General features: G+C 38.9%; 19 protein-coding genes. 6 read left to right on the forward strand and 13 right to left on the reverse strand.

What is annotated here, in order from left to right; all coding sequences use genetic code 11:
• Positions 1 to 180: 180 nt before the first annotated feature.
• From HMJ38_RS17715 to gldA, 5 genes are all read right to left on the reverse strand, one after another.
• Positions 181 to 405: a DUF433 domain-containing protein gene (locus tag HMJ38_RS17715; RefSeq protein WP_194975766.1), complete on the reverse strand. Its 225-nt coding sequence runs from the start codon at positions 403 to 405 to the stop codon at positions 181 to 183.
• Between the two features lie 156 nt (positions 406 to 561).
• On the reverse strand, positions 562 to 1686 hold the full coding sequence (gene dnaN, locus HMJ38_RS17720) for a DNA polymerase III subunit beta (protein ID WP_194975767.1): 1125 nt from the start codon (positions 1684 to 1686) through the stop codon (positions 562 to 564).
• A gap of 182 nt (positions 1687 to 1868) precedes the next feature.
• On the reverse strand, positions 1869 to 3551 hold the full coding sequence (gene gldG / locus HMJ38_RS17725) for a gliding motility-associated ABC transporter substrate-binding protein GldG (RefSeq protein WP_194975768.1): 1683 nt from the start codon (positions 3549 to 3551) through the stop codon (positions 1869 to 1871).
• Positions 3548 to 4270 carry a gliding motility-associated ABC transporter permease subunit GldF gene (gene gldF, locus HMJ38_RS17730; protein ID WP_194975769.1) on the reverse strand — a complete coding sequence of 241 codons (723 nt, stop codon included), beginning with the start codon at positions 4268 to 4270 and terminating at the stop codon, positions 3548 to 3550. The genes gldG and gldF overlap by 4 nt, the downstream gene beginning before the upstream one ends.
• Positions 4270 to 5178, reverse strand: coding sequence for a gliding motility-associated ABC transporter ATP-binding subunit GldA (gene gldA / locus HMJ38_RS17735; protein ID WP_194975770.1), 909 nt, complete (start codon positions 5176 to 5178; stop codon positions 4270 to 4272). The genes gldF and gldA overlap by 1 nt, the downstream gene beginning before the upstream one ends.
• A gap of 662 nt (positions 5179 to 5840) precedes the next feature.
• Here gldA and HMJ38_RS17740 point away from each other — a divergent pair.
• Both HMJ38_RS17740 and HMJ38_RS17745 read left to right on the forward strand, forming a co-directional pair.
• On the forward strand, positions 5841 to 6068 hold the full coding sequence (locus HMJ38_RS17740) for a hypothetical protein (protein ID WP_194975771.1): 228 nt from the start codon (positions 5841 to 5843) through the stop codon (positions 6066 to 6068).
• Positions 6050 to 6349, forward strand: a complete 300-nt coding sequence (locus HMJ38_RS17745; protein WP_194975772.1) for a type II toxin-antitoxin system RelE/ParE family toxin — start codon at positions 6050 to 6052, stop codon at positions 6347 to 6349. The genes HMJ38_RS17740 and HMJ38_RS17745 overlap by 19 nt, the downstream gene beginning before the upstream one ends.
• A gap of 406 nt (positions 6350 to 6755) precedes the next feature.
• Here the strand turns inward: HMJ38_RS17745 and HMJ38_RS17750 are convergent, their stop codons facing one another.
• The 4 genes from HMJ38_RS17750 to HMJ38_RS17765 form a co-directional block, all read right to left on the reverse strand.
• On the reverse strand, positions 6756 to 7316 hold the full coding sequence (locus HMJ38_RS17750) for a hypothetical protein (protein ID WP_194975773.1): 561 nt from the start codon (positions 7314 to 7316) through the stop codon (positions 6756 to 6758).
• A gap of 357 nt (positions 7317 to 7673) precedes the next feature.
• Complete coding sequence (locus HMJ38_RS17755) at positions 7674 to 8846, reverse strand: 6-bladed beta-propeller (protein ID WP_194975774.1); 1173 nt, start codon at positions 8844 to 8846, stop codon at positions 7674 to 7676.
• 74 nt (positions 8847 to 8920) lie between these two features.
• Positions 8921 to 9139, reverse strand: a complete 219-nt coding sequence (locus HMJ38_RS17760; RefSeq protein ID WP_194975775.1) for a hypothetical protein — start codon at positions 9137 to 9139, stop codon at positions 8921 to 8923.
• Between the two features lie 471 nt (positions 9140 to 9610).
• Positions 9611 to 12262: a DUF5686 and carboxypeptidase regulatory-like domain-containing protein gene (locus HMJ38_RS17765; RefSeq protein ID WP_194975776.1), complete on the reverse strand. Its 2652-nt coding sequence runs from the start codon at positions 12260 to 12262 to the stop codon at positions 9611 to 9613.
• Between the two features lie 362 nt (positions 12263 to 12624).
• Here HMJ38_RS17765 and HMJ38_RS17770 point away from each other — a divergent pair, with 362 nt between their 5' ends.
• The 4 genes from HMJ38_RS17770 to HMJ38_RS17785 all read left to right on the forward strand — a co-directional run bounded on the left by HMJ38_RS17770 (position 12625) and on the right by HMJ38_RS17785 (position 18717).
• Entirely contained in the window at positions 12625 to 14973 is a 2349-nt protein-coding gene (locus HMJ38_RS17770; protein WP_194975777.1) for a TonB-dependent receptor, read from the forward strand.
• A complete protein-coding gene (locus tag HMJ38_RS17775) occupies positions 14970 to 16046 on the forward strand; it encodes a DUF4249 domain-containing protein (protein WP_194975778.1) in 1077 nt (358 codons plus the stop codon). Before HMJ38_RS17770 ends, HMJ38_RS17775 begins: the two co-directional genes overlap by 4 nt.
• 171 nt (positions 16047 to 16217) lie before the next feature.
• Complete coding sequence (gene dnaK / locus HMJ38_RS17780; protein ID WP_194975779.1) at positions 16218 to 18140, forward strand: molecular chaperone DnaK; 1923 nt, start codon at positions 16218 to 16220, stop codon at positions 18138 to 18140.
• A gap of 202 nt (positions 18141 to 18342) precedes the next feature.
• Entirely contained in the window at positions 18343 to 18717 is a 375-nt protein-coding gene (locus HMJ38_RS17785; RefSeq protein ID WP_194975780.1) for a co-chaperone GroES, read from the forward strand.
• Positions 18718 to 18760: 43 nt separating this feature from the next.
• Here the strand turns inward: HMJ38_RS17785 and HMJ38_RS17790 are convergent, their stop codons facing one another.
• From HMJ38_RS17790 to HMJ38_RS17805, 4 genes are all read right to left on the reverse strand, one after another.
• On the reverse strand, positions 18761 to 19771 hold the full coding sequence (locus HMJ38_RS17790) for a fatty acid desaturase family protein (RefSeq protein WP_194975781.1): 1011 nt from the start codon (positions 19769 to 19771) through the stop codon (positions 18761 to 18763).
• 291 nt (positions 19772 to 20062) lie between these two features.
• On the reverse strand, positions 20063 to 21031 hold the full coding sequence (gene hemB / locus HMJ38_RS17795; RefSeq protein WP_194975782.1) for a porphobilinogen synthase: 969 nt from the start codon (positions 21029 to 21031) through the stop codon (positions 20063 to 20065).
• 186 nt (positions 21032 to 21217) lie between these two features.
• Positions 21218 to 21937 (reverse strand): hypothetical protein, encoded by a 720-nt coding sequence (locus tag HMJ38_RS17800; RefSeq protein WP_194975783.1) that lies wholly within the window; start codon positions 21935 to 21937, stop codon positions 21218 to 21220.
• A gap of 4 nt (positions 21938 to 21941) precedes the next feature.
• The gene (locus tag HMJ38_RS17805) at positions 21942 to 22634 is read right to left on the reverse strand and encodes an ABC transporter ATP-binding protein (RefSeq protein WP_194975784.1); all 693 of its coding nucleotides are present in this window, start codon (positions 22632 to 22634) and stop codon (positions 21942 to 21944) included.
• Positions 22635 to 22643: the final 9 nt, after the last annotated feature.

Raw genomic sequence — 22643 nt, forward strand, 5'->3', positions numbered from 1 at the left:
CCCGTACCAAAATTGACTTCAAAATCATCCGGAAACCAAAGAGAAAAAGAAAGTAGAGTTTAGTTTTAACCCTACTTCTCAATTCCGAAGGAATTTTCCAAGAAGGCCTAAATTAATGATCTTTGAAGAAAAATGATTACCACATAGTTCATATAGATCACATAGCTTTTGAGGTAATTGTCATACAGCAATTATTGGATGGTTAAGTTTGCTGCTAGCATATTTCAAAGAAGCTTCAATATCTTCCAACTGCAGATCAGGTAACTCATCTAGGACCTGTTCTTGGGTCAGCCCTGATGCCAACAGGTCCAAAACATCAACTACCCTGATTCTCATTCCTCTGATAAAAGGTCTTCCCCCGCACTGTCCAGGGTTAAAGGTTATTCTTTCATTCCAACTTTCCATTTCAAAACAAATATTTATACTTGAATATAATTATTGAAAACAACTTACCCAAAAAGTATTTCCCCCAAAACAAAAAAGTCCCCAAAATCGGGGACTCTTATTTTCTTGAGTCTTGTGTCTCACGTCTCAAATCTCACGTCTCAAATCTCACATCTATCAAACATAATTATTCAACATCACCGGCATCACCAACATCAAGATATCTTCATTTTCAGACTTATCAGATGGGACAATCAGACCGGCACGGTTAGGGGCGCTGAACTGTAAGGTCACTTCTTTGGAAGAAAGGTTGTTCAGCATTTCCACCAAGAACTTGGCATTGAATCCGATTTCTATATCCTCGCCGTCATGCTCGCAGGATAATCTTTCATTCGCCTCATTTGAGAAGTCAAGATCTTCAGCAGAGATCTGCAATTCACTTCCGGTCAATTTCAACCTTACTTGGTGGGTTGTTTTGTTGGCGTAGATAGCTATCCTTCTCAAGGAACCCAAAAACTCCAACCTGTCAATGGTCATGTGGTTAGGATTGTCCACAGGGATTACATTTTCATAATCCGGGAATCGCTCATCGATCAATCTACAGATCATTTTGATGCTGTTGAATTTGAAATAGGCATTGGAACTGTTGAACTCAACTGCCACAGGGACATTTTCTGAAGGTAAAGTTGATTTCAATAAGTTAAGTGCTTTTCTGGGAATGATGATGCTCGCATCATCTTGGGAAGCAACATCCACCCTTCTGTATCTGATCAATCTATGTCCGTCAGTGGCAACAAAAGTAGTATTTGTACTGCTAAGGTTGATATAGACACCAGTCATGGCAGGTCTCAACTCATCGTTGCTCGTAGCGAAAATAGTATTGCTGATCGCGCTGCTCAATATCTCCGTGGACATATCCACCACTGTCGCATTGCTCACGGTAGGGATTTTTGGAAAATCAGTGGCATTCTCGCCGGCCAATTTATACCTACCATTATCGGAGCTTATCTCAATGCTGTAGGTATCAGGGTCAATGCTGAAAGTAACAGGTTGCTCAGGAAGGTTCTTTAATGTTTCAATAAGGATCTTTGCAGGAACTGCGATATTTCCATCTTCTTTGGCCTCTACATCAATTTCGGTGATCATGGATGTCTGAAGATCAGAAGCAGTTATGGTGAGCTTTCCGTCTTTGATTTCAAAAAGGAAGTTTTCCAAAATAGGAACTACCGGGTTGGTGGTGACTACACCGTTGATCGTTGAAAGCTGCTTTAAAAGAGCAGAAGAAGAAACAATAAATTTCATATATGGCGTGCTTATTTTTTCAATTGATTTTGAACAGGGTAAATTTATAAATAAAATTATAAATGATGCCTTTGACATGCAAAAAAACCTGTTTTTTAATCCTCCAATTGTAATTGAGGTTATTAGCCCTTGTTTTTAAAAAATATTTCCTCAAAATTTAAGAGAAAATATGGCTGGCATCTTTATTTTTTTGAAAATCTGGACTTTTTCAGACCGATCCATATCAAGCCAAGAAATAGAAAAAATACCAATGGCGACAGTACATTGATCAACTGCCACTTGATCTTTTCATTCTGCACCTTTGATTTGTTCAAAGGCCTGATCTGGAATTGCTTGGTTCTAGTGGCAATGATTCCTTCCGGATCTGTCAGGAAATTAATGCTGTTTTGTAAAAGCTGCCTGTTGGCATAGGTAGCTTCAGTAAATGGATCCTGTCCCAAAGCCAAAGGTTGACCATCCACAACTGAAAATAAACTCGTAAAGAGTTCTCCGGATCCCGAAACGAGTACTTTCCCATTCCCTGATTCCAAGAATTTTGCTTTATCAGCTCCTTCGGGTAAAAACCTGTTTTTGAATAATGAAGTGAACTCCCCTTCCAATAAATAGAGCAATGGAAGGTTATTGTTGGTAAATTGATCCAAGTCCGGCCCATCCGACATGTCTTCAAATGCAATCCTGACAGGCGCGGCAAGTTTTCTACTGAAGTCAGACCCGAAAATCAACGGAGTCTTTTTAACCCCATCTGCCTTCACAGTATCCAAACTGCTGACAAATCGGAACATGACCTGATCGAGTCCTTTGGTAATGGGGTGATTGGCCATTCTTCCGGCAGACACATAAAAAGGCCAAGGCAATGAAATCAATTGCTGTTGGTCACCGAAATTACCGCCCATGACCGGATGGTATCCAAAATTCATGTCTTGAATCAGGTCTTTGTTGACCCGGATCCCATATCTGAACAGCAATTGATCCAATCCGTTTTCAAAAGGCATGGCCACCGTTCCTTCACCTCCGGCCTGATCGATATCAAAAACCAAGGCATCGACCAAGAATATCAAATTGCCCCCATTCATCAGGTATTGGTCAATCAGAAAGATTTCTTTGTCAGTATAAATTTCTTTGGGACCTACAATCAAAATCACATCAAATGGAAATAAGTCCTCCACATTTTTTGCCTGTTCCAACGGGACCTTATACACTTCAAAGTCCTCTGCCAAACCTTCTACAATGCCAAAACCATCATCTTCTTCCAATTCGCCTTTGCCTACAATCATTCCTATGGCATATTGCTGTTTCCTGAGGAGTTTACGTATTGCTTGAGCCAATTCAAATTCCAGGTTTTCAATGGATTGATTTAATATCTGATCGGGTCCTAATTCCTTCTCGCCTTTTAGTAACAAAGCCCCTGTCTCAAATTCCTCATTCCGAACCACTACACCAGGGAAAATCAATTTGCTTTTTTGACCTCCTGCTTCGGAAATGTACAAGGTGGTGGGATTGATTCCATATCCTGCCAAATCCACAATATAGTCCTCCCTAATGTCAGCAGGAAGACTCAAAGGATCTTCATAATAAAAAGTGATTTTTTTGGCACTGTATGCATTAAAGGTTTTGACAGTTTCTTCAATCGATCTTTGGAGTCTTCTCATTCCACCTGGGAGATCTCCTGTCAATAAGATTTCCACTTCCAAAGGTTCCTCAATGGATTCCAATAAAGCAATGGTAGCAGGATGAAGTGAATATCTTTTATCTTCTGTAAGGTCAATTATGAAAGGAAACAGGGTAACAAAAACCCAAATGAGAACAAGTATTCCAACCGGAATACCATAACTCTTGAAAAGCGATATGTTGGAACCTTTGCTCATCTCCTTCTGATCAAAACTCCGGTAAGGCCCAACATCAGGATAATCACTGTAAGAAAGTACGCCACATTTCGGGCTTCTATCACTCCCCTACTCAGACTTTGGTAATGGTAACTCAAACTCATTTCCTCCAAAAACAAAGCAAATGGACTCATCACCTGCAATTGTACCAAGGCTGTCAGACCAAAATACAATAAAAATGAAATAAAAATGCCCCATATAAATGCCACGATCTGATGTGAGGTCAAAGCGCTGCTGAAAATACCTATCGAAGCAAAGACTGCCCCCATAAACAACAGGCCTATCCATGAACCAAAAAAACCCGCATGGTCAATGTTTCCAACAGGGTCTCCTAATTGCACCACCGAATAGTAATAAACCAAAGTCGGGATCAAAGCCACAAAGATCAAAGTTATTGAGGCGAAGTACTTGGCCAAGATGATTTTTCGAATGCCCAATGGTGAGGTCATCAATAACTCCCAGGTACCGGTTTTCTTTTCCTCCGATATCATCTTCATGGTAATGGCAGGGATCAGAAAAGTAAATACAAAAGGCGTGTACACAAAAAGCGGTTCCAGATCAGCAAAACCATATTCCATGACAGCTGTATCCGGAAACACCCAAACTATCAGGCCTAGGGAAACAAGGAAAACGCCCAAGATCAGGTATCCGCTGACATTGCTGAAGAAAGCATTTACTTCTTTCCAATACAGTGCTCTCATCAATTTTGGGTGATTTGATGAAAAATAGATTCCAGATTTTTTTCCTGCTGTTGGATACTGACCAAAGTCAGAGACCTCTGCTGTAACATTTGAAGCAATTCTTTTCGGGAAGACACAGCATCCACCACGATCAAACTGATAGCATTGTTTTTGTTTTTGACAAAAGAAACTTCACCCAAATGGGCAAACCATTCCAAGTCCATGGATTCTTCGGTCTCTACCAACAGGATGTTTTTACCTACAACTGACTTGAGGTTTTGCAATAGATCTGAGGCTACGATTTTCCCCCTATTGATAATGACTACTTTGTCACAGATCGCCTCCACCTCTTGCATGATATGGGTACTCAAAATCAACGTTTTGTTGACGGAGATATTTTTTATCAATTTTCTGATTTCCGCCAATTGGTTGGGATCCAGTCCGGTGGTAGGTTCGTCCAAAATGATCACCTCAGGGTCATGGATCAGCGCTTTGGCCAATCCGACCCTTTGCCGGTATCCTTTTGAGAGTTGTTGGATTTTTTTATTGGCTTCAAGTTCAAGGCCACAAAGGGAAATCAGTTCTTCTATTCTGGATTTCAATACATTACCCTTCATTCCATAAAGTCCTCCGATAAAATCCAAAAACTCCCTGATATACATATCCAGGTAAAGCGGATTATGTTCGGGAAGGTATCCGATCATTTTGCTGACGGCTTTTGGATTCTCCAAAACAGAAATCCCGTTCACCATCACATCGCCGGAATCAGGCAAAATAAATCCCGTGGCCACCTTCATTGTCGTGGATTTCCCGGCACCGTTGGGCCCCAAAAAACCCAGGACTTCTCCCTTTTCAGCCACAAAAGAAACCTGATCCAGCGCCTTCTGCTGACCGTAGGTTTTTGTAAGTGAATTGATTTGAAGGGACATTTCGAACTATAGGAATTTAGGTGGCTAAATTAAGGAATGGTTTGGCTAAAAAAAGCATAAAAATCAAAAAAGGCTTCAAAGAAGCCCCGTGGAAAGATGAAACAGCCATAGACTGTTAAATCTTTTGCAATATTAAACCTTACTGCCTGCTAATATAGAGGGGATTGGGGGATTTTCAAAATGTTGAAGTGGGAAGTAGGGAAGTAGGGAGTGGGAAGTTCAAAAGTGTTCAGTGGGCAGTGTTCATGCCCAGGGTGAAACAGTGGGCAGTTTGGGAATGAGATATTGCACAGTTGTCCTAAAATTAGTGTTTAAGAGTACTTTCCAACTTTGCCTTGTCACTTCGACGTCAGGAGAAGTCTGTGTGCCGGGATGGTTGAAGTATGGAGTATGCTCTAAATGTGGAATCGTATCTACAACTTTCTATTCTAAGAATTTTCAATTCTTTGATTCAAGAAATAGTTTTAGTTTTATATTTGAAGGTGAAAAAGCCAATTGCAAATTGGCACTGATAGAATGGTGTAATTGCAAATTACACCTAGCCGCCTCCGTCCAATTTACTTCGCATAGCATGGGAACATAATACGATTAATGTGATATTTAATCCTTATAAGTGATCAAATGAAATTCAAAATTCGTTACTTTGAGTAAATGGTTTTAATATGAGCACTGCACAATTACAAAAACTGGAATTGCTTGAATGGTTGGCCAATCTTCATGACCAAACCCTGATCAATGAATTAATGAAATGGAAGGAATCCCATCATTGTGACAGCATCGAGCAGTATAATCGGGAACTGGACGAAGCCAATTCCCGCATCGAAGCTGGAGAATATCTGACCCACGAAGCTGTAAAAGAGGAGTCAAAATCATGGGTGAAAAGGAAATAATTTGGGATGTTAAGGCCAGAAACACTTTCAACAGACTAATTGATCATATAAAAAAAGACTCCTTTCAGTCAGCAGAAAATGTCATAGAGGATATCTTCAAAATAATCGATGATTTGCCTGACAATCCCGAGAAATTCAATGCTGACAAATTTAAGACTGAAAATGATGGAAATTTTAGGGCTTTTGAAAAACACAGCATCCGAATTGCTTACTTTATCACCGAAACGCATATCAGAATATTGAGGGTAAGACATATCAAACAAGAACCCAAACAGTATTAAAATACTGGCATTAGTCAGAAACAGCTTTTTTTTGGTTCGAACAAAAGGAAGAACATTTTACACGGTTACTCTAAAAATAGTGCTTAAGAGTACTTTCCAACTTCACCTTGTCACTTCGACGTCAGGAGAAGTCTGTGAACCCTGCTGAGAAATTTCGGAAAAGTAGCTAGGTGTAGATTCCATTTACAACTTTCTATCTTATATATTTTTTATTCTTTGATTCAAGAATTAGCTTTAGTTTTATATTAGTAGGTAAAAAAGCCAATTGCAAATTGGGACTGATAGAAAGGTGTAATTGCAAATTACACCTAGCCGCATCCGTCCAATTTTACCCCAGCTTTAAAGGTTTGAATCCAAAACCTTACATTCTGACAATACTTACACCAGTCCAAAATAATGGGAGTCATCAAAAACTCTTACCAATACTCAATCCTGCAAAAATTGGTGAAAAAATCCAACCTTCTCTTCCTTCCCTGGGAAAAGCAATATATGGTGTATAAGCAACCCTAATAAAAAATCCTCCACCGGGTTTTTGGAATCTATAGCCAATTCTTAAAGGTATCCACGCATCAAAAACCACTTTATCGATTGTTTCAAATGTTTCCGAATCAAAAGTTAAACTTCTGGTTAAGTAAGAAGTAACTCCCATACCTAATTCCAGATGATGGTTTGACTTACCATAAAATGCTGATATCTCTACAGGTACTACTGGGAGCCGTGTTGTTTTAGAATTTAAACTGTGATGGAACATTGAAAAACCTGCACTCCCATTTAGCTTTAGTTTCCCTTTTTGATGGATTATTCGCCCATAATTGAAAGCATACCGGCCTGCATTTCCACCGACCTCAAGATAGGCTGAATGCTTTGCGGTAAATTTTTCCGCCTCTTTTTGAGCTGTTACCTCAAAGGAAATAGAGAAGGCAAAAACCAAAACAAAGAAAAACGAGGATTTATATTGGAGATACATGGCTATTTAATTTTTAAGTTTTATTTAAAAATTATTTACTAAACTTAAAAATTAATTTTTAAATAGCCAATCATTTTTGTGATAGAAATCAGGTTTACTCGGACCATGGATACCAAGGATGTGAACTGCTCAACTTCTTTGATCGGCTTGTGAACCGCGCTAAATATCAGGTCAGCAATCTACACCATCTATATCTGTGTTTTGATTCCTTCCGGGCTCCCGGAAGAAAATAGCAATCTCGAAGTTTAGCTTAATCTTTTTAAAAGATTGGCTCGATCTCCCATCTGTTTTTGTAAAGCAGGAGAGTATTAAAAACTGGCATAAGTCCGGAAGTGCGAAGGCAATTAGGGATGTGGCTTATTCTTGTGAATTAAGAGCCTTTGAGACCTTTAAAAGTATCAATACTGTTTTTTCTGAAGCAAGTTTATCCTTATTTTTTTCTATAAATTTAATGATAGATGAATTTGAATATTTCTCCCTTATTTCTGCCTCTCTTTCCATAAAATCATTCAAAATATCTATAGAACTGGAGGTGAAAACAATATGTTCATCAGTAAAAGTCCAAGGAATAGTGCGGATTTTCATTCCGTCCAAGTCGTTTTTGAATAACTTGGACTGTTTTCTTACATTCATTTTTTCATCTAGGAATATAAAATGGTAGTTTCCCTTTCCTTGTACCAAAAAAAGAAAGTACCCATTTTCAAACGGAAAAAAACATGTGATCATCTCCGATAAGTTATTTTCCTCAACGAATGCTCTTCGTTCAAACCCTTTATTGTACCTACTTAGTGTCTCTTGATCCATGGAAGCCCTACCTAAGTCAATCTCTATAATACTATCCAAATTACCCAAGAGGCTAAAAATTGCTATATGATAAGTATATGGGATATTGAAGAGAATTCTATTTCTAAATTTATCCCTGTAAAAACCAGTAATTGATTTGAAATGAAATCCATTTAAATGTTTGGATACCAGGTAATATTTGTCGGAAATATTTTCATTTTCATCAAGCCTTAAGAAATTGAATTCATCTCTATTATCCATAAAGTGGAGTTGCATCTTAGGAGTATAAAAAAATTCCGATGAGCTGATAAGACTTTTACTTTCTCCTAAAATATCCCCCTTCAAATTGAAATATATGAGTTTTTTAAGAACATTGTCCTTAATAATTAGACTATCTCCATAAAGTACAAAATCCTCGATATGAGAAAACTCCATTGGACCTTGGCCCAGAGATTTTAATATTGTTCGATTTTTTCCATTGAAATCGAATAAATGGAGATTGTCCAAGACATTGTCATGTACAATAATTAAACCATTATAGAAAACAACCTTATAAGGTTTAACTATAGGAAATTCGTCTGATTCGTCCAATAAAATATAGTCAATATCATCAAAAAAATCTGAAAGCAATGTTGAACCAGAGTTATCAAGCTGTACTTTAATGTTTGGTTTAGAATTGTTGTCATTTTCACTACAAGATTGTAGAAATGCTGAAATCGTCAAAAGAATCAATATCCTTCTTATCATTAAAAATTCAGAGTTTAGTGTTCATTTATTTTAATAAAAGCTGTCTCTCCCTGAGAGACAGCTTATAATGGAATTTACTGAATTGGACCGCCGCCGCCTCCTCCGCCGCAATCGGTTTGACCACTTACATTACAGGTTGCACGCTCCATTGGCCTGCATCTTTCTTGTGTGCTTCCATCCCTACACAATTCTGTTCGCATTTCATAACCATTTGCAAAAGCAGTATTTTGCTTTGCATTAAATGGGAAATAAAACAACGCGGATAAAAATAATCCAAAAACAAATTTTTTCATTTGATTTTCATTTAAATAATTTAAAACTGATTTTGGCCAAAATCTGCTTCCACTTGGAAGTTAGTTCAAGTATACTATTATTATTATTATTATTATCCAAGCATTTTTAGTTATTTTTTCCAAGCCTAACAACTTGATAGCCAAGCAGCCCTCCAAAAATCCCTATTTGGGTGAAGTTTAGCGTAGACACTATGAGGCTGTCTCATAAGTGAAATCTTCGAAATTTTATCCAAATATTATTTGGGATTAAATTTGAATAATCGTTGCGTTTGTGCTTTTATGGCATTTTTTAACAATTTTGGCCACAAAGACACTAAGTCACAAATGGCCTAATAGTAAAACAGACACTTTATTTGGCAATAAAATTTGAAAGACGATTTTTGATTCAGCCTCCTGCTTATCCTAAGATCCCATACAGTTGCCGACCTCAATTTTAATTGCCTCAATTTTCACTCAACACCCCTACCCCCCTCAATCAAAATTAATATTGATAAAGCTGGCAATCCCAAACCTCATACCTGCCCGCTGAAAGGTGCCTCCTTCGAAGCCTGCACCCATTTCCACACGAAATATCCTGAACAGGTTATCCAAGGAATATCCCAATTCCCAATAGTGGGGTGAATTTTCTGTTTTGAGATAGTTGAAGAAGATATTTTCCCTGACGCCGGAAAACCGAAGCATCGGTAACTGGGTCAGCAAAAACTTTCTGAACTGGTAATGTACTATGGCACTCACATATTGACTTTGGGTGCTGTATTGGTAATAATCCAAAAACCTATAATTTGAAGCTACTCCCATATTGGCAAATATGGTCCTGTTGCCGCCAAAATGTTTGTAGTCCATAAAATACACCCGGTCATTGTTCAGGAACGCACCGGCTGTCAGGTTGAAGTCCAATTTGCCACTGACACCAAAGTTGAAAAAGTGCTCCACACTTGCCTCCACCAGATCAAATTTGGAAGCCATCGCATTGTTGAAAATGCCCGGAAAGGCTTTGGTATATCGGAAATTGACCAAAGGTGCGGATTCATATATCGGGTTTTTACGTCCGTTTCTGATACTATACTTTAATCCCGGCCTCCATTCGACATTGTTGGTCCAGATCAAGGCGTGATGGTCATCAAAAGCCGTAGGATCTGCTTCAATATTTTCAGGCCTATTGGGCGTATATATCCTTTCAGGTCTGTTCCAAAAGCTTACATCGGAATTGTTTTCCAATTCCCTTCGAAAAGCATAATTCACATTAGTTCTGTAAGTAAATGCATCATTGACCCTATGGCTGTAAAATGCCTTTAAGAATTGTTGTTCATAGAGTTTCATGAAATTCTGTCTCAGCAAAAGGGAATAGACCATATTGACCTGTTCCTGAATGGGATTGTCACCATTGAACTGGAAAATATATTTCCCACCTGTCAACCCATAAGTATATCCGGGCCTTCCTTTGTTGACAGACCTTCTGATGTCCAGTGTTCCATAGGCCTGTTGGCTGGCAAAACCATACCTGAATTCGGGACGGACCGTCCATGACCTCCGATGCATGGTGACCGAATCTGCCATTTTGGTGTTTTGGACTATCCTATAAAATCCTGAAAACCCGAATTTAAATCCTTCCACGGTATTGAAAGACAGCTTAGTCAGATTGGGATCAAATCCTGCTGACCTTCCTTTCCCGAAGGAATAAGAACCACCTGTGATGACTTCAAGAGGCTTAAATCCTCTTTTTGCCTTTTTGGCAATACTGTCCACTTCACTTTCTTTGGCAGCTTCCACTACGGCAAGACTGTCATCTCTTTGGTATCCTTTGATTTCCGCATCTGTCAATTTCACCGGTCTGATACTGTCCCAATAACTCAGATCCCTTTTTTTGGCCAAGCTATCAACGGAATATTTTCTATTGGAAATGACCTCTACCTCCTCCCTTTCTTTCATGGCTTCCTTTTCATATTCATTGACCAGTTTTCTGAAATCCTTTCTGGTCATTTTGTCCGCCTGACTCATCTGTTCAAGACTAGACAAACTTTTGCTGAAGGTGTTCACATCATCGGGGACATCATCAACTTTTTCGTCAATGATCTTTGTTTCCACTATCAAATCAGGATTGAGGGTTATGTTATAATCCCTTGTGGATGCCAGGTATCTGAATTCTCCAGCGAAGCCAAAAAACTTACCGCCAAAAGTATATGTGTGTGTTGAGGGCATCCAAACATTTTCTGCCACAGGTTGATAAAGTTGTTTGACTCCGATTTGAAACCCCAATAAAGAAGTTGTCAAGTCCAAACTATGAATGGCCCAAAGATCTTCAATGATATAAATATAACCTTCAAAAACCCGCTCACCTCTTGACCTTGGAGTAACTTTTACCCGGTTAATCATTACATCATTTTCCACATAGGATCCTTCATACTTGAATTTATAATAAACAAAGGCCGAAGGTGCCAAAGGGGATATTGCTTCATTGATTTTTTCATTGTAAAAGCTCGTAGCGATATAGGGTGCAGGAGAGGTTTGGTTGTTTTCACCATTGGTCCTGATGCTAATTACTTTTTCCTCGACAGAATTGGGTTGCTTAAAAGTGATTTGGGAAACTGATTCTGAAGTATAGGCCTCATTTAACTTCACACCTTCCTTTTCCATTTCCTTTTTCAAAAAAAACGGCGCATTGGTCAACTCCCCTGTGCCTTTCAGGTACACCATCATAGAGTATTCCTGCACCTGAAGCCTGTGGTATTTGGCTTTGGAAATGGCTTTACGCATGATGGTCAAAGCAGGATCTTCTTGTTTGGTCTTTACTTCCACCTCCTGTAAAGCATAAACCTGTTCATTCATTTCAAAATCCAATACGATCCAATCGTCTTTGACTTCCACAGTTTTTAAAACTGATGCAAAGCCAAGATACTGTGCAAGCACATCATAATATCCTGGTTTTAGCCTGAACTCATATTCGCCATTTTGGTTGGTCGGAACCCCATCACCCAAATTCCTGATGTAGATGGAGGCAAAAGGCAATGCCTCACCATCAGAGGTGGTCACTTTTCCTTTTATGCCCTGCGCTGTCAGATCTGAAATGAAAAAGACAAATAATACTGAAATGAAAAACCGGAAATAAATTTGATTCAGAGACATAGAGGTGTCATTGATTTTTGAAAACGAAAAATACTGCTTTCTGCATTAACGAAAGCAATGCGATCAGGTTTTTGACAAATTTTAACCAACAGAGAAGAAAATTGATGATGGACTGACTATATGCATCAGGTACTTATAAAATCAAAGAAACTTTATTCATATAATTGATTATGAGATTTCTCTATTTTCACAAATCATTTTTAAGGCAAAAAATAATTCGTTTAATTGTAAGCTTATAAATCCCAAAAATTTGGAGAAAAGAGTTTGTGGAAAGGATTTTTGAGTTTCAGCATTCGATCAAGACCCGCATTTGTTTTTGCATTGCTTTTAGCATTTATATGACTTTTTGCCAATCCTTTGTCATGGCGCAATCTGAAACTCCCATAGTGAAGTTTCAGGCAGACCCAGAAAGAAAAAAAGCCAAATACATACTGACCGGAAAAGTTATTGATAAACAAACTGGGGATTTGATTTCGGGTGCAGCTGTTCATGTAGATGGTTTTTTTACGGGAATAAATACCGATAGAAATGGAATGTATCTAGCACATTTGGATTCAGGCAGACACCGGATTGTTTTCAGACAGTTTGGCAAAAAGGGACAACCCTTTATTGTGGAACTTTATGGAGATGGTGTTTTGGATACTGAATTGGAAAACCTCAGTTTCGAATTGGAGACATTTATAGTCCGGGAGGAGGAAAAAGACAGGAATATAAAAAGCCCCATCACAGGAGTTACAAAAATGAATATTGAGGATATTAAATTGATCCCTACTTTGATGGGTGAACCTGATGTCTTCAATGTCCTTCAGGCCACTCCCGGAGTCACTTCTGTGGGAGAAGGCTCTTCGGGACTGAACATAAGAGGCGGACAAGCGGATCAGAATCTTATCATGATGAACGAGGCAATTGTACTGAGCAACAGTCATGCATTGGGTTTTCTATCTGCTTTCAATGGAGATGTGGTCAGGAATTTTACTTTATATAAAGGTACTGTTCCCAGTAATTTTGGTGGCAGGAGTGCTGCAGCCTTGAATATAGAAATGAGCAAAGGTGATTTTGAAAAATGGAATTATTCAGGATCACTGGGGACTGCTGTGAGCAAGCTTCTTGTCGAAGGTCCTATCATTCCCGAAAAAACAAGCATGATTGCAGGATTGAGAAGGTCCAATGCGAATTGGTTGTTGCAGAGAGTCGATGAACCTGATGTCAGAAACAGCAACATCAGATTTCACGATATTTACTTGGGACTCAACCACAAGTTCTCCCAAGAGCATTCCTTAGATTTTTCCTTGCTGAACACAGGTGACTATTTTAGGTTTTCCGATCAATTTGGATTTGAATGGAATAACCTTGTCACTTCGCTTACCAGCAATAACCTATTGTCTGAAAACTTCTCTTTGATCGGTATGGCGGCATTTGGTTCATTTAATAATGGATTTTTTGAACCATCTGGCACTGACCCTTCCATTATCAAAAACGGCCTTTATTATTTTCAGGGGAAAATTACAGGTTTGCTTACCCTTGAAAACACTGATATCACTATTGGCGGTGAAGCCATTCAATATCAGATGAGGCCTGAAACACTACTGCCCTTTTCAGGAGAATCAGGTATTTTCCAGGAAAAAGTAGGGAAACAGAAGGGATTGGAGTTTGCTCCATTTGCTTCGATTGATTGGAATCCCACCGAAAACTTTTCAATCTCAGGTGGGCTAAGGTATTCTCAGTATCATCAATTGGGACCTGATTCGGTTCATCGCTATCAGGAAGGATTACCCCGGACGAGACTCACCATTTCCGGCATTGATGCAATTGATGAGGGTTCCATTGTCCGGTATGGTGGATTTGAACCCCGTGCATCTATGAGATGGACGTTCAACGAGGTGAATTCCATCAAAGCAGGCTATTCAAGTATGTTCCAATATTTACAAACCATTTCAAATGCCACAGGACCTACGCCTATTGATCTTTGGCAGTTGAGTACCACCTACATTCAACCCCAAAGATCCCACAATTTATCTTTGGGTTATTTCAGGAATTTCAAAGAAAACGAATGGTCCACTTCTTTGGAAGGGTTTTATAGAACTACAGAAAACCAGTTGGAATACAGGGATTTTGCGGATTTGTTTCTTAATCCACATCTCGAAACGGAAGTAATACAAGGTCAAGGCCTTGCATATGGTGCAGAATTTCTTATTCAAAGAAACACGGGTGGAATCACAGGTTGGTTAGCTTATACTTACAGCCGTTCGCTTATCAGAACTACTTCAGAATTCAGTGAAATCCAGATAAACCGGGGCAATTGGTTTCCAACCAATTTCGATCGGCCGCATATCGTATCTTTGGTGACTAATTTTCATTTGGGCAAAGGAAGAAATTTCAATTTGAATTTCAATTTTTCAACAGGAAGACCTGTTACAGCGCCATCCACAAATTATCTGGTAAATGGCATTCTGATTCCTGATTATAGTGACAGAAACCAATTCAGAATTCCAAATTATTTTAGAGTTGACCTTTCTTATCTTGCCAAAGGTTTTGTCAGAAATTGGAATGACAAAATCAATTTCAGTGTCTATAATTTATTGGGAAGAAGAAATGCCTATTCGGTGTTTTTCCAAAGAGAAGAGAATTTTCTCCGGTTAAGGCCTTATCAAGTATCTGTTTTGGGATCTGCATTCCCATCAATTACCTATAGCGTAACATTTAATAAATGAAGAAATTTTTCAATATATTCCTTGTAAGTCCTTTACTATGTATAGTATGGCTTTTTCTGGTAAGCTCTTGTATTGACAGATTGGATTTTATAGGTGATACGGTGGAAGGGCAAATAATCATCTACGGTTTACTATCAGCAGGGGAAAACACCCATACTGTAAATGTAGGGTCGAGCAGGAGTTTAGGCTTTACTCAAATCGGCATACCCAATGCAGAAGTCAATTTATTGGTGCTAGATGGGGGTACTTTACGGTATACTTCCCTCGGCAATGGAAATTATGAACTACATAATTTCAACCCCATTGAAGGACAAAGCTATTCACTTGAAGTAAAGGTTGGGGAAAAAGTGTTTAGATCATCGTTTCAAGAAATCCCAAATTCAATTGGTACTGATAGCCTAAGTTATGAAGTCGGTTATGAACCATTTAGAACTACAGTCAATGAACATGTTTTCAAAGTATTTACCAAAACACAACTTCCTCAGGATAATGAGCCTGCTTATCTGAGGTGGATTGTCGAAGAAACTTCATATTGGGAGTTGGTATGGATAAATGCGCCTGGAATCCCGCCCCCAATGCCCCCTCCATGCTTTATTTTTGATATCATGGAGCCTGCAAGAATCAACCTCTTTAACGGATCTACCAGCAAAACACAAAACATTGATCAACTATTGGCTACAAGAAAAATGGATAATTCATTCCTGTATCCCATGTTTATCAGTGTAAAACAATTGAGTATTAACAGAGAGGCTTTCGAATATTGGGAAAGAATCAAAATCGTGATTGAAAATCAGGGCTCTTTGTTTGATATCCCCCCAGCTCCCATCAATGGGAACATTAAAAACGTAAATGACCCTAATGATAAAGTTTTGGGATTTTTCGAAGTAGCAAAATCCCAAGTCACCCGATTTTATGTAACATCTGAAATATCACCTGTTTTTTTACGCCCTCCCTGCACTTTTGTATTGGGGAGACAATTATTTGAATACCCACCCGAATGTCAGACTTGTGCAAATCGGGCATTGGGTAGAAGGTTTGTCACCGTAAGACCTGATTGGTGGGTGTATGATTGACCTGACATCACATCCTGCATAATGACAACTTTGAAATATCTTTTTTAAATCTGTGACACAAATCTGTCAATCTGACACAAAATCATGGATAACGTTCATTGGCACAACCCTTGTCAATAAGGAAATTGTAATTCAAAAAATTGTAATCAATAACAGAAATAATATATCATCATGGGAAAAATCATAGGTATAGACTTGGGTACTACTAACTCATGCGTTGCCGTAATGGAAGGCAGCGAGCCGGTGGTCATCCAAAACAGTGAAGGAAGAAGAACCACTCCATCTATTGTGGCCTTCTTGGACAATGGTAATGGAGAAAGAAAAGTAGGTGACCCTGCAAAGCGTCAGGCAATCACTAACCCTGCCAACACCATTTCATCAGTAAAGAGATTTATGGGCAAAAAATTCTCCGAGGTTTCCGAAGAGAAAAAACATGCTTCCTACAAAGTTGAAAAGGGTTCAAACGACACTATCACCATCAAAATTGGTGACAGAGCTTACACGCCACAGGAGCTTTCTGCTATGATCCTTCAGAAAATGAAGAGTACAGCTGAAGACTTTTTGGGTCAGACTGTTACCGAGGCTGTCATCACAGTTCCAGCCTATTTCAATGATGCTGAGCGTCAGGCTACCAAAGAAGCCGGTCAGATTGCTGGCCTTGAAGTAAAAAGAATCATCAATGAGCCCACTGCTGCTGCTTTGGCATACGGGATGGATAAGAAAAACAGGGATATGAAAATCGCTGTGTATGACCTTGGCGGTGGTACATTTGACGTTTCTGTTCTTGAATTGGGTGATGGCGTGTTTGAAGTTAAATCTACAAATGGTGACGTTCACTTAGGTGGTGATGACTTTGATCAGAAAATCATCAACTGGCTTGCAGACGAGTTCAAAGCCGAAGAACAAATTGATTTGAGACAAGATCCGATGGCGCTTCAACGATTGAAGGAAGCAGCTGAAAAAGCTAAAATTGAATTGTCCAGTTCTTCCTCCACGGAAATCAACCTTCCTTATATCACTGCGACGCAAACAGGCCCCAAGCACTTAGTAAGAACTTTGAGTAGGGCTAAGTTTGAACAACTGTCTGAGGATTTGGTAAAAAGATCCATGGACCCTTGTAAAAAGGCCCTTAAAGATGCAGGATTGTCTCCATCGGATATAGATGAGGTAATCTTAGTAGGTGGCTCGACTAGAATTCCAAAAATCCAGGAAGAAGTTGAAAAATTCTTCGGTAAAAAACCCTCAAAAGGTGTTAACCCTGACGAAGTTGTAGCCATAGGTGCTGCTATCCAAGGTGGAGTATTGACCGGTGAAGTAAAAGACGTGTTGTTGCTTGATGTGACGCCCCTATCTCTAGGTATCGAAACTATGGGTGGTGTATTCACCAAACTGATCGAATCCAACACCACCATTCCAAGCAAAAAATCTGAAGTTTTCTCTACAGCAGCAGACAATCAGCCTGCGGTTGACATCCATGTTTTGCAAGGAGAGAGACCATTGGCCAAGGATAACAGGTCAATTGGAAGATTCCAATTGAGCGATATCCCACCTGCACAAAGAGGAGTTCCTCAAATCGAAGTGACCTTCGATATTGATGCCAATGGTATTCTGAATGTATCTGCAAAAGATAAAGGAACAGGAAAAGAGCAAAAAATCAAGATTGAGGCTTCTTCAGGATTGTCGCAAGACGATATCGAAAGAATGAAAAAAGAAGCTGAAGCAAATGCTGTTTCTGACAAAGAAGAAAAAGAGAAAATCGAAAAGTTGAACCAGGCTGACAGTCTTGTTTTCCAAACCGAAAAACAACTGAAAGAATATGGTGACAAACTTTCGGATGAGAATAAAGCTAATGTTTCTTCAGCTTTGGAAACATTGAAAAAAGCACATCAGTCTCAGGATTTGGCTGGAATTGATGCTGCTATGGAAACTTTGAACAAAGCATGGGAAGGTGCTTCTCAAGAAATGTACAATGCTACTCAAGGTGCCCAACCAGGTGCTGATGCAGGAGCAAGTGCAGATGCAGGAGCTTCAGCAGAAGCCGGAGACGGCGTATCTGATGTTGACTACGAAGAAGTGTCTGAGGACAAAAAATAATTAAATCATAAACCAAAAAAGACGGCATCTATATCTGATATGGATGCCTCTTTTTTTTGAGAACCAAGAGCCAAGAACCAAGAATCAAGACAGTCTTGGCTCTTGGTTCTTGGCTCTTGTATCTTCCACCTTGTGTCTTGCATCTTGTGTCTCCAATCTTGAGTCTCCAATCTAAAATCTCCCTTCTAAAATCTAAAATCAAATGAAACTCACCCCTGACAATAAACTAAAAAAACTCATCATAGTAGGTGACCGGGTTCTGATCAAACTCAGAAAGGCAGATGAAAAGACAGCAACAGGGCTTTACCTTCCTCCCGGTGTGCAGGAAAAAGAAAAAGTACAACAAGGCTATATCATCAAGACCGGTCCCGGTTATCCAATACCTTCACCCATGGAAATAGATGAACCTTGGAAAGATAGGGATGACAATATCAAATACATTCCGCTTCAGGCAAAAGAAGGTGATTTGGCTATTTTCCTTTTGAACGGTTCGTACGAAGTGCTCTATGAAGGGGAAAAATACTATATCGTACCACAGCACTCCCTATTGATGCTGGAAAGAGAAGAAGAGTTATAATCCTTCCAAAAGTAAAAATACTTTTAGAGGGATTACCATTTTTCTAATTTGAGATAAATTCTTTGGGATTTGTTTTTGGCTGATCAGTATTCTCAAATTTCTGTACCCTTGCTTTCAATAGAGAGACCATTTCGTCCTTGTCCCTGAAAGAATTATTGATATTGATCAAATGGGCGGCCATTTGATCATAGTTTTTTGTCATCAGCCACTTGAAAATATGGAGGTAATGCACTCCCGAAAAAACAAAAGTTTTTTTCTCCGCTAACTGATCTTTATACTTTTCAAACATCAGGGGATATTCTGTATAATGTGCTGCTGGTTTTAAATGATGAAATGCATGGTAACCATCATTCCAACACTTATGGTTGTAAACCGTGTTCATACAAATAACTGTACTCGCTAATTCATCCTCAGGCTCGACAGGATCTACAAATGCATGCTGTGTCCAATTGCCCAACATCATGACAAGTCTTGCGAAAAAGAAAGGTATTACAAATACAACCATGGTTGCTTTTAAGTTAACAAAACACATGGCAACTGCGAAAATGTAGAACAGTATTTCACTGTAGGTCAATGGAACATAGAATTTCCTCAAATTTCTTTTAAACAAAAACTGGAAAGTATCATGGAAGCCCAAAGCCATAAAATTCAACCAATATTTAATAAAATCCTTTACGCTATCTCTTTGGTATCCCATCGTACTGCTAGAATCTTCCGGCATATTTCCTTCAATGTGGTGCATTCCAATATGATGGCTGTGGTAAGATTCTCCAAGATGTCCGAAAAAAGGAGATAGGAACCAAAGAATATATTTTTGCATCCATTGCCACTCAGATTTCCACATACTGCGGTGGCAAAAGCAATGAAGCATCAACCCAAAGGAGCCTTTGAAGTAAAATTGGGAAATGTAAAAATATGGAATGGCAACAGCCCACCACCAAAGTCCATTTAGAATCGGCAAATAAAGTAAAATTGCCAACGGAATCACTGTTAGGTGGATAGAAGTCATCAAATGTAAAAAGGGCAAGTCCCGTGGATCTTTGATAAATCTCATCAAAAATCGTTCGTACCCGGTAAAGATTTGCCTTTCTTTATAAACGGGATCTGTAATTTGAATTGGAATGGCCAACACGCTCTTCTTTTAGATTTGAAATAATTTTTAAGATAAAAAATTTTGGCCGAGCTTGGACACCACAAGACAAAAAATAACAAAAATTTGTAAAAAATAAATAAATTGATTGATGGATATCCGCTTCTTGGCCAGTAATAACCATGGGTATCGGCATATAATCAAAAACCACATTTAATCCAATCTTTCAACCTATTTACCCAAAATAGTTGATAACTACTTGCTTAATTGAGCAAACTCCTTGGCAAAATAACTTAATATCACATTGGCACCAGCTCTTTTGATACTGAGTAGGGATTCCATCATGGCCCTCTCTCCATCCAACCAACCTCGCTGGGCTGAAGCTTTAATCATGGCATATTCTCCACTGACATTGTAGGCTGCAATGGGCAGATTAGAATTGTCCTTTAATAACCTGATCACATCCAAATAGGCCAAAGCAGGCTTTACCATCAAAAAGTCTGCGCCCTCCTCAGTATCCAAATCGGCTTCTATCAAGGCCTCATAATAATTGGCCGGATCCATTTGATAGGTTTTCTTATCTCCCATCTTAGGGGCAGAATCTAATGCATCACGAAATGGACCGTAAAAGGCAGAAGCATACTTTGCAGTATAGGACATAATGGAGACATCGGTAAATCCATGGTCGTCCAACATGCTCCTAATAAAACCGACCCTTCCATCCATCATATCTGAAGGACCCAATATATCAGCCCCTGCTCTAGCTTGCGCCAAAGACATTTTTGCCAATATCTCCAAAGTCTCGTCATTCAATATTTTCCCGTTTTCGACCAAACCATCATGTCCATCTGAGCTATAAGGGTCCATGGCCACATCAGTCATGACTACTGCATCTGGAAAAGTTGTTTTGATTTTATGGATGGCCCTTAAGTAAAAAGTCTCAGGATTATGACTTTCTGTAGCAAATCTGTCTTTTTTACTTTCGGGGTAGGCAGGGAAAATATCAAAAGCCATTATGCCCAACTCCATGCATGCTGCTATTTCTTCCAACATCAAATCCAAAGAATATCTATATATGCCCGGCATGGAAGCTACCTCGATTTTCTGGTTCACCCCATCAATCAAAAACATGGGGAATATAAAATCTTTTACAGAAAGCCTTGTTTCTTCCACCATATTGCGGATGGCCTGTGACTTTCGGTTTCTTCTTGGTCTTCTGAGCATGGTAATTCAATTTTTTTCAAAGATACTATTATGATAAAAACGATTATATTTTTCCCTACTTATTAGAGCTAATTAGAGCTAAAATATTTCACTTTCATGTAAACATGAGAAACTAAGTAATGATCACACCCTAAGTCCTTACGATTAATTATTCCGAAGTGACATCCGGGCAAATTTAAATATAAATTAAAAATCCCTCCTTTTAATGATTAACAGTGACCCAAATTGATACAAGAGTAAATAAACTATGAGTGCTATCACCAAAGCAAAGTTCAGCTCTTCAAAAGTCTGGAATTTATTGAACAAATCCATTTGGGCAAAATACACCATATTATCCTTTCCTCCTGATGCCATTTGAAACTGACCCACGAACTTCAATGGGATTTCAATAAAACTAAGCCCAAAATATGCCAATATAGCCCAAAGTGGCTTTTTGAATACATTGACCAAAAAAACTGCAAACAGTCCCCATGCTATATTACTCAGCATCAGTCCTGCATACCAAATCCAAGGGATTTCCAGAAATCCAGAAAATCCTCCAACGATCATCGCCAATATCGGGATGGCTAACAAGGAGAGTATCATTATAGTGGAAACGTATAAACCTACTGTAATCAATTGGGAGAGGAATAGCTGATGCCTTTTGTATCCATTTAGCAGTCTTTTTCTGTTTACCTGATTGGTATATTCTCTTGAAGTGGCGATAATGGTCCCAAATAACATCAGTTTGATACTCACCAAATGCATAAATCTCACAGCTTCGGTATATGATATTGCATTGCCAAAAATTGAATTGACCCCAAAAGGAATAGCAATGATCAACAAGAGGTATAATCCGGCAAACAAATAAAAATCAAAGCGTTGCAGCTTATACATTTCAATTTTCAACATTTGTGAAAAAGTCATCTGATCAAAATTTATTGGTAAATACTGATTCAAGAGATTTGAAATTATCTTTGACCTCATCTTTACTTCCATGGAAAATATTCTTTCCATTTTTCAAGATTAAAAAGTCAGTACAGACTTTTTCTACTTCATCCAGATAATGACTGGAAAGCATGATGGTCTTTCCTTCACGCTGCAACCGAACAATCAAATCCCTGATGAAAATGATCCCCTCAGGATCCAATCCATTGGTGGGTTCATCCATAATAATGAATTCAGGTTGGGCCAATAAAGCATCTGCAACTTCCAATCTCTTCTTCATACCATAAGAAAAGTTCTTAAAGCTTTTTTCTCCCACTTGACCTAACCCTACTTTTTCAAGAAGCTCACCTACCCTTGCCAAGTCCACTCCTTTTGTCATGGCCGAAATAGTCAGGTTTTTTTTCGCTGAAATATTCTGGTAAAAATTACCCTGATCCAATATGACACCCACCCTTTTTCTGACTTCCTCAGGGTCATCCTCCCCTAGTATAGTAAAAGAACCGGAGGAAGCTTTCCTAAGGCCTAAAACAATACTGAACAAAGTGGTCTTTCCACTGCCATTCGGACCGATCACCCCAAGGACCTGACCTTTCTTTAGGCTGAAATTCAACCCATCCAATGCCAGCTGATTGCCGTATCTTTTGGTCAATTCTTTAGTTTCCAATATTGCTGCCATCCAAATCTT

The organism is Aquiflexum lacus, assembly GCF_015476655.1.
Classification (GTDB): Bacteria; Bacteroidota; Bacteroidia; order Cytophagales; family Cyclobacteriaceae; genus Aquiflexum; species Aquiflexum lacus.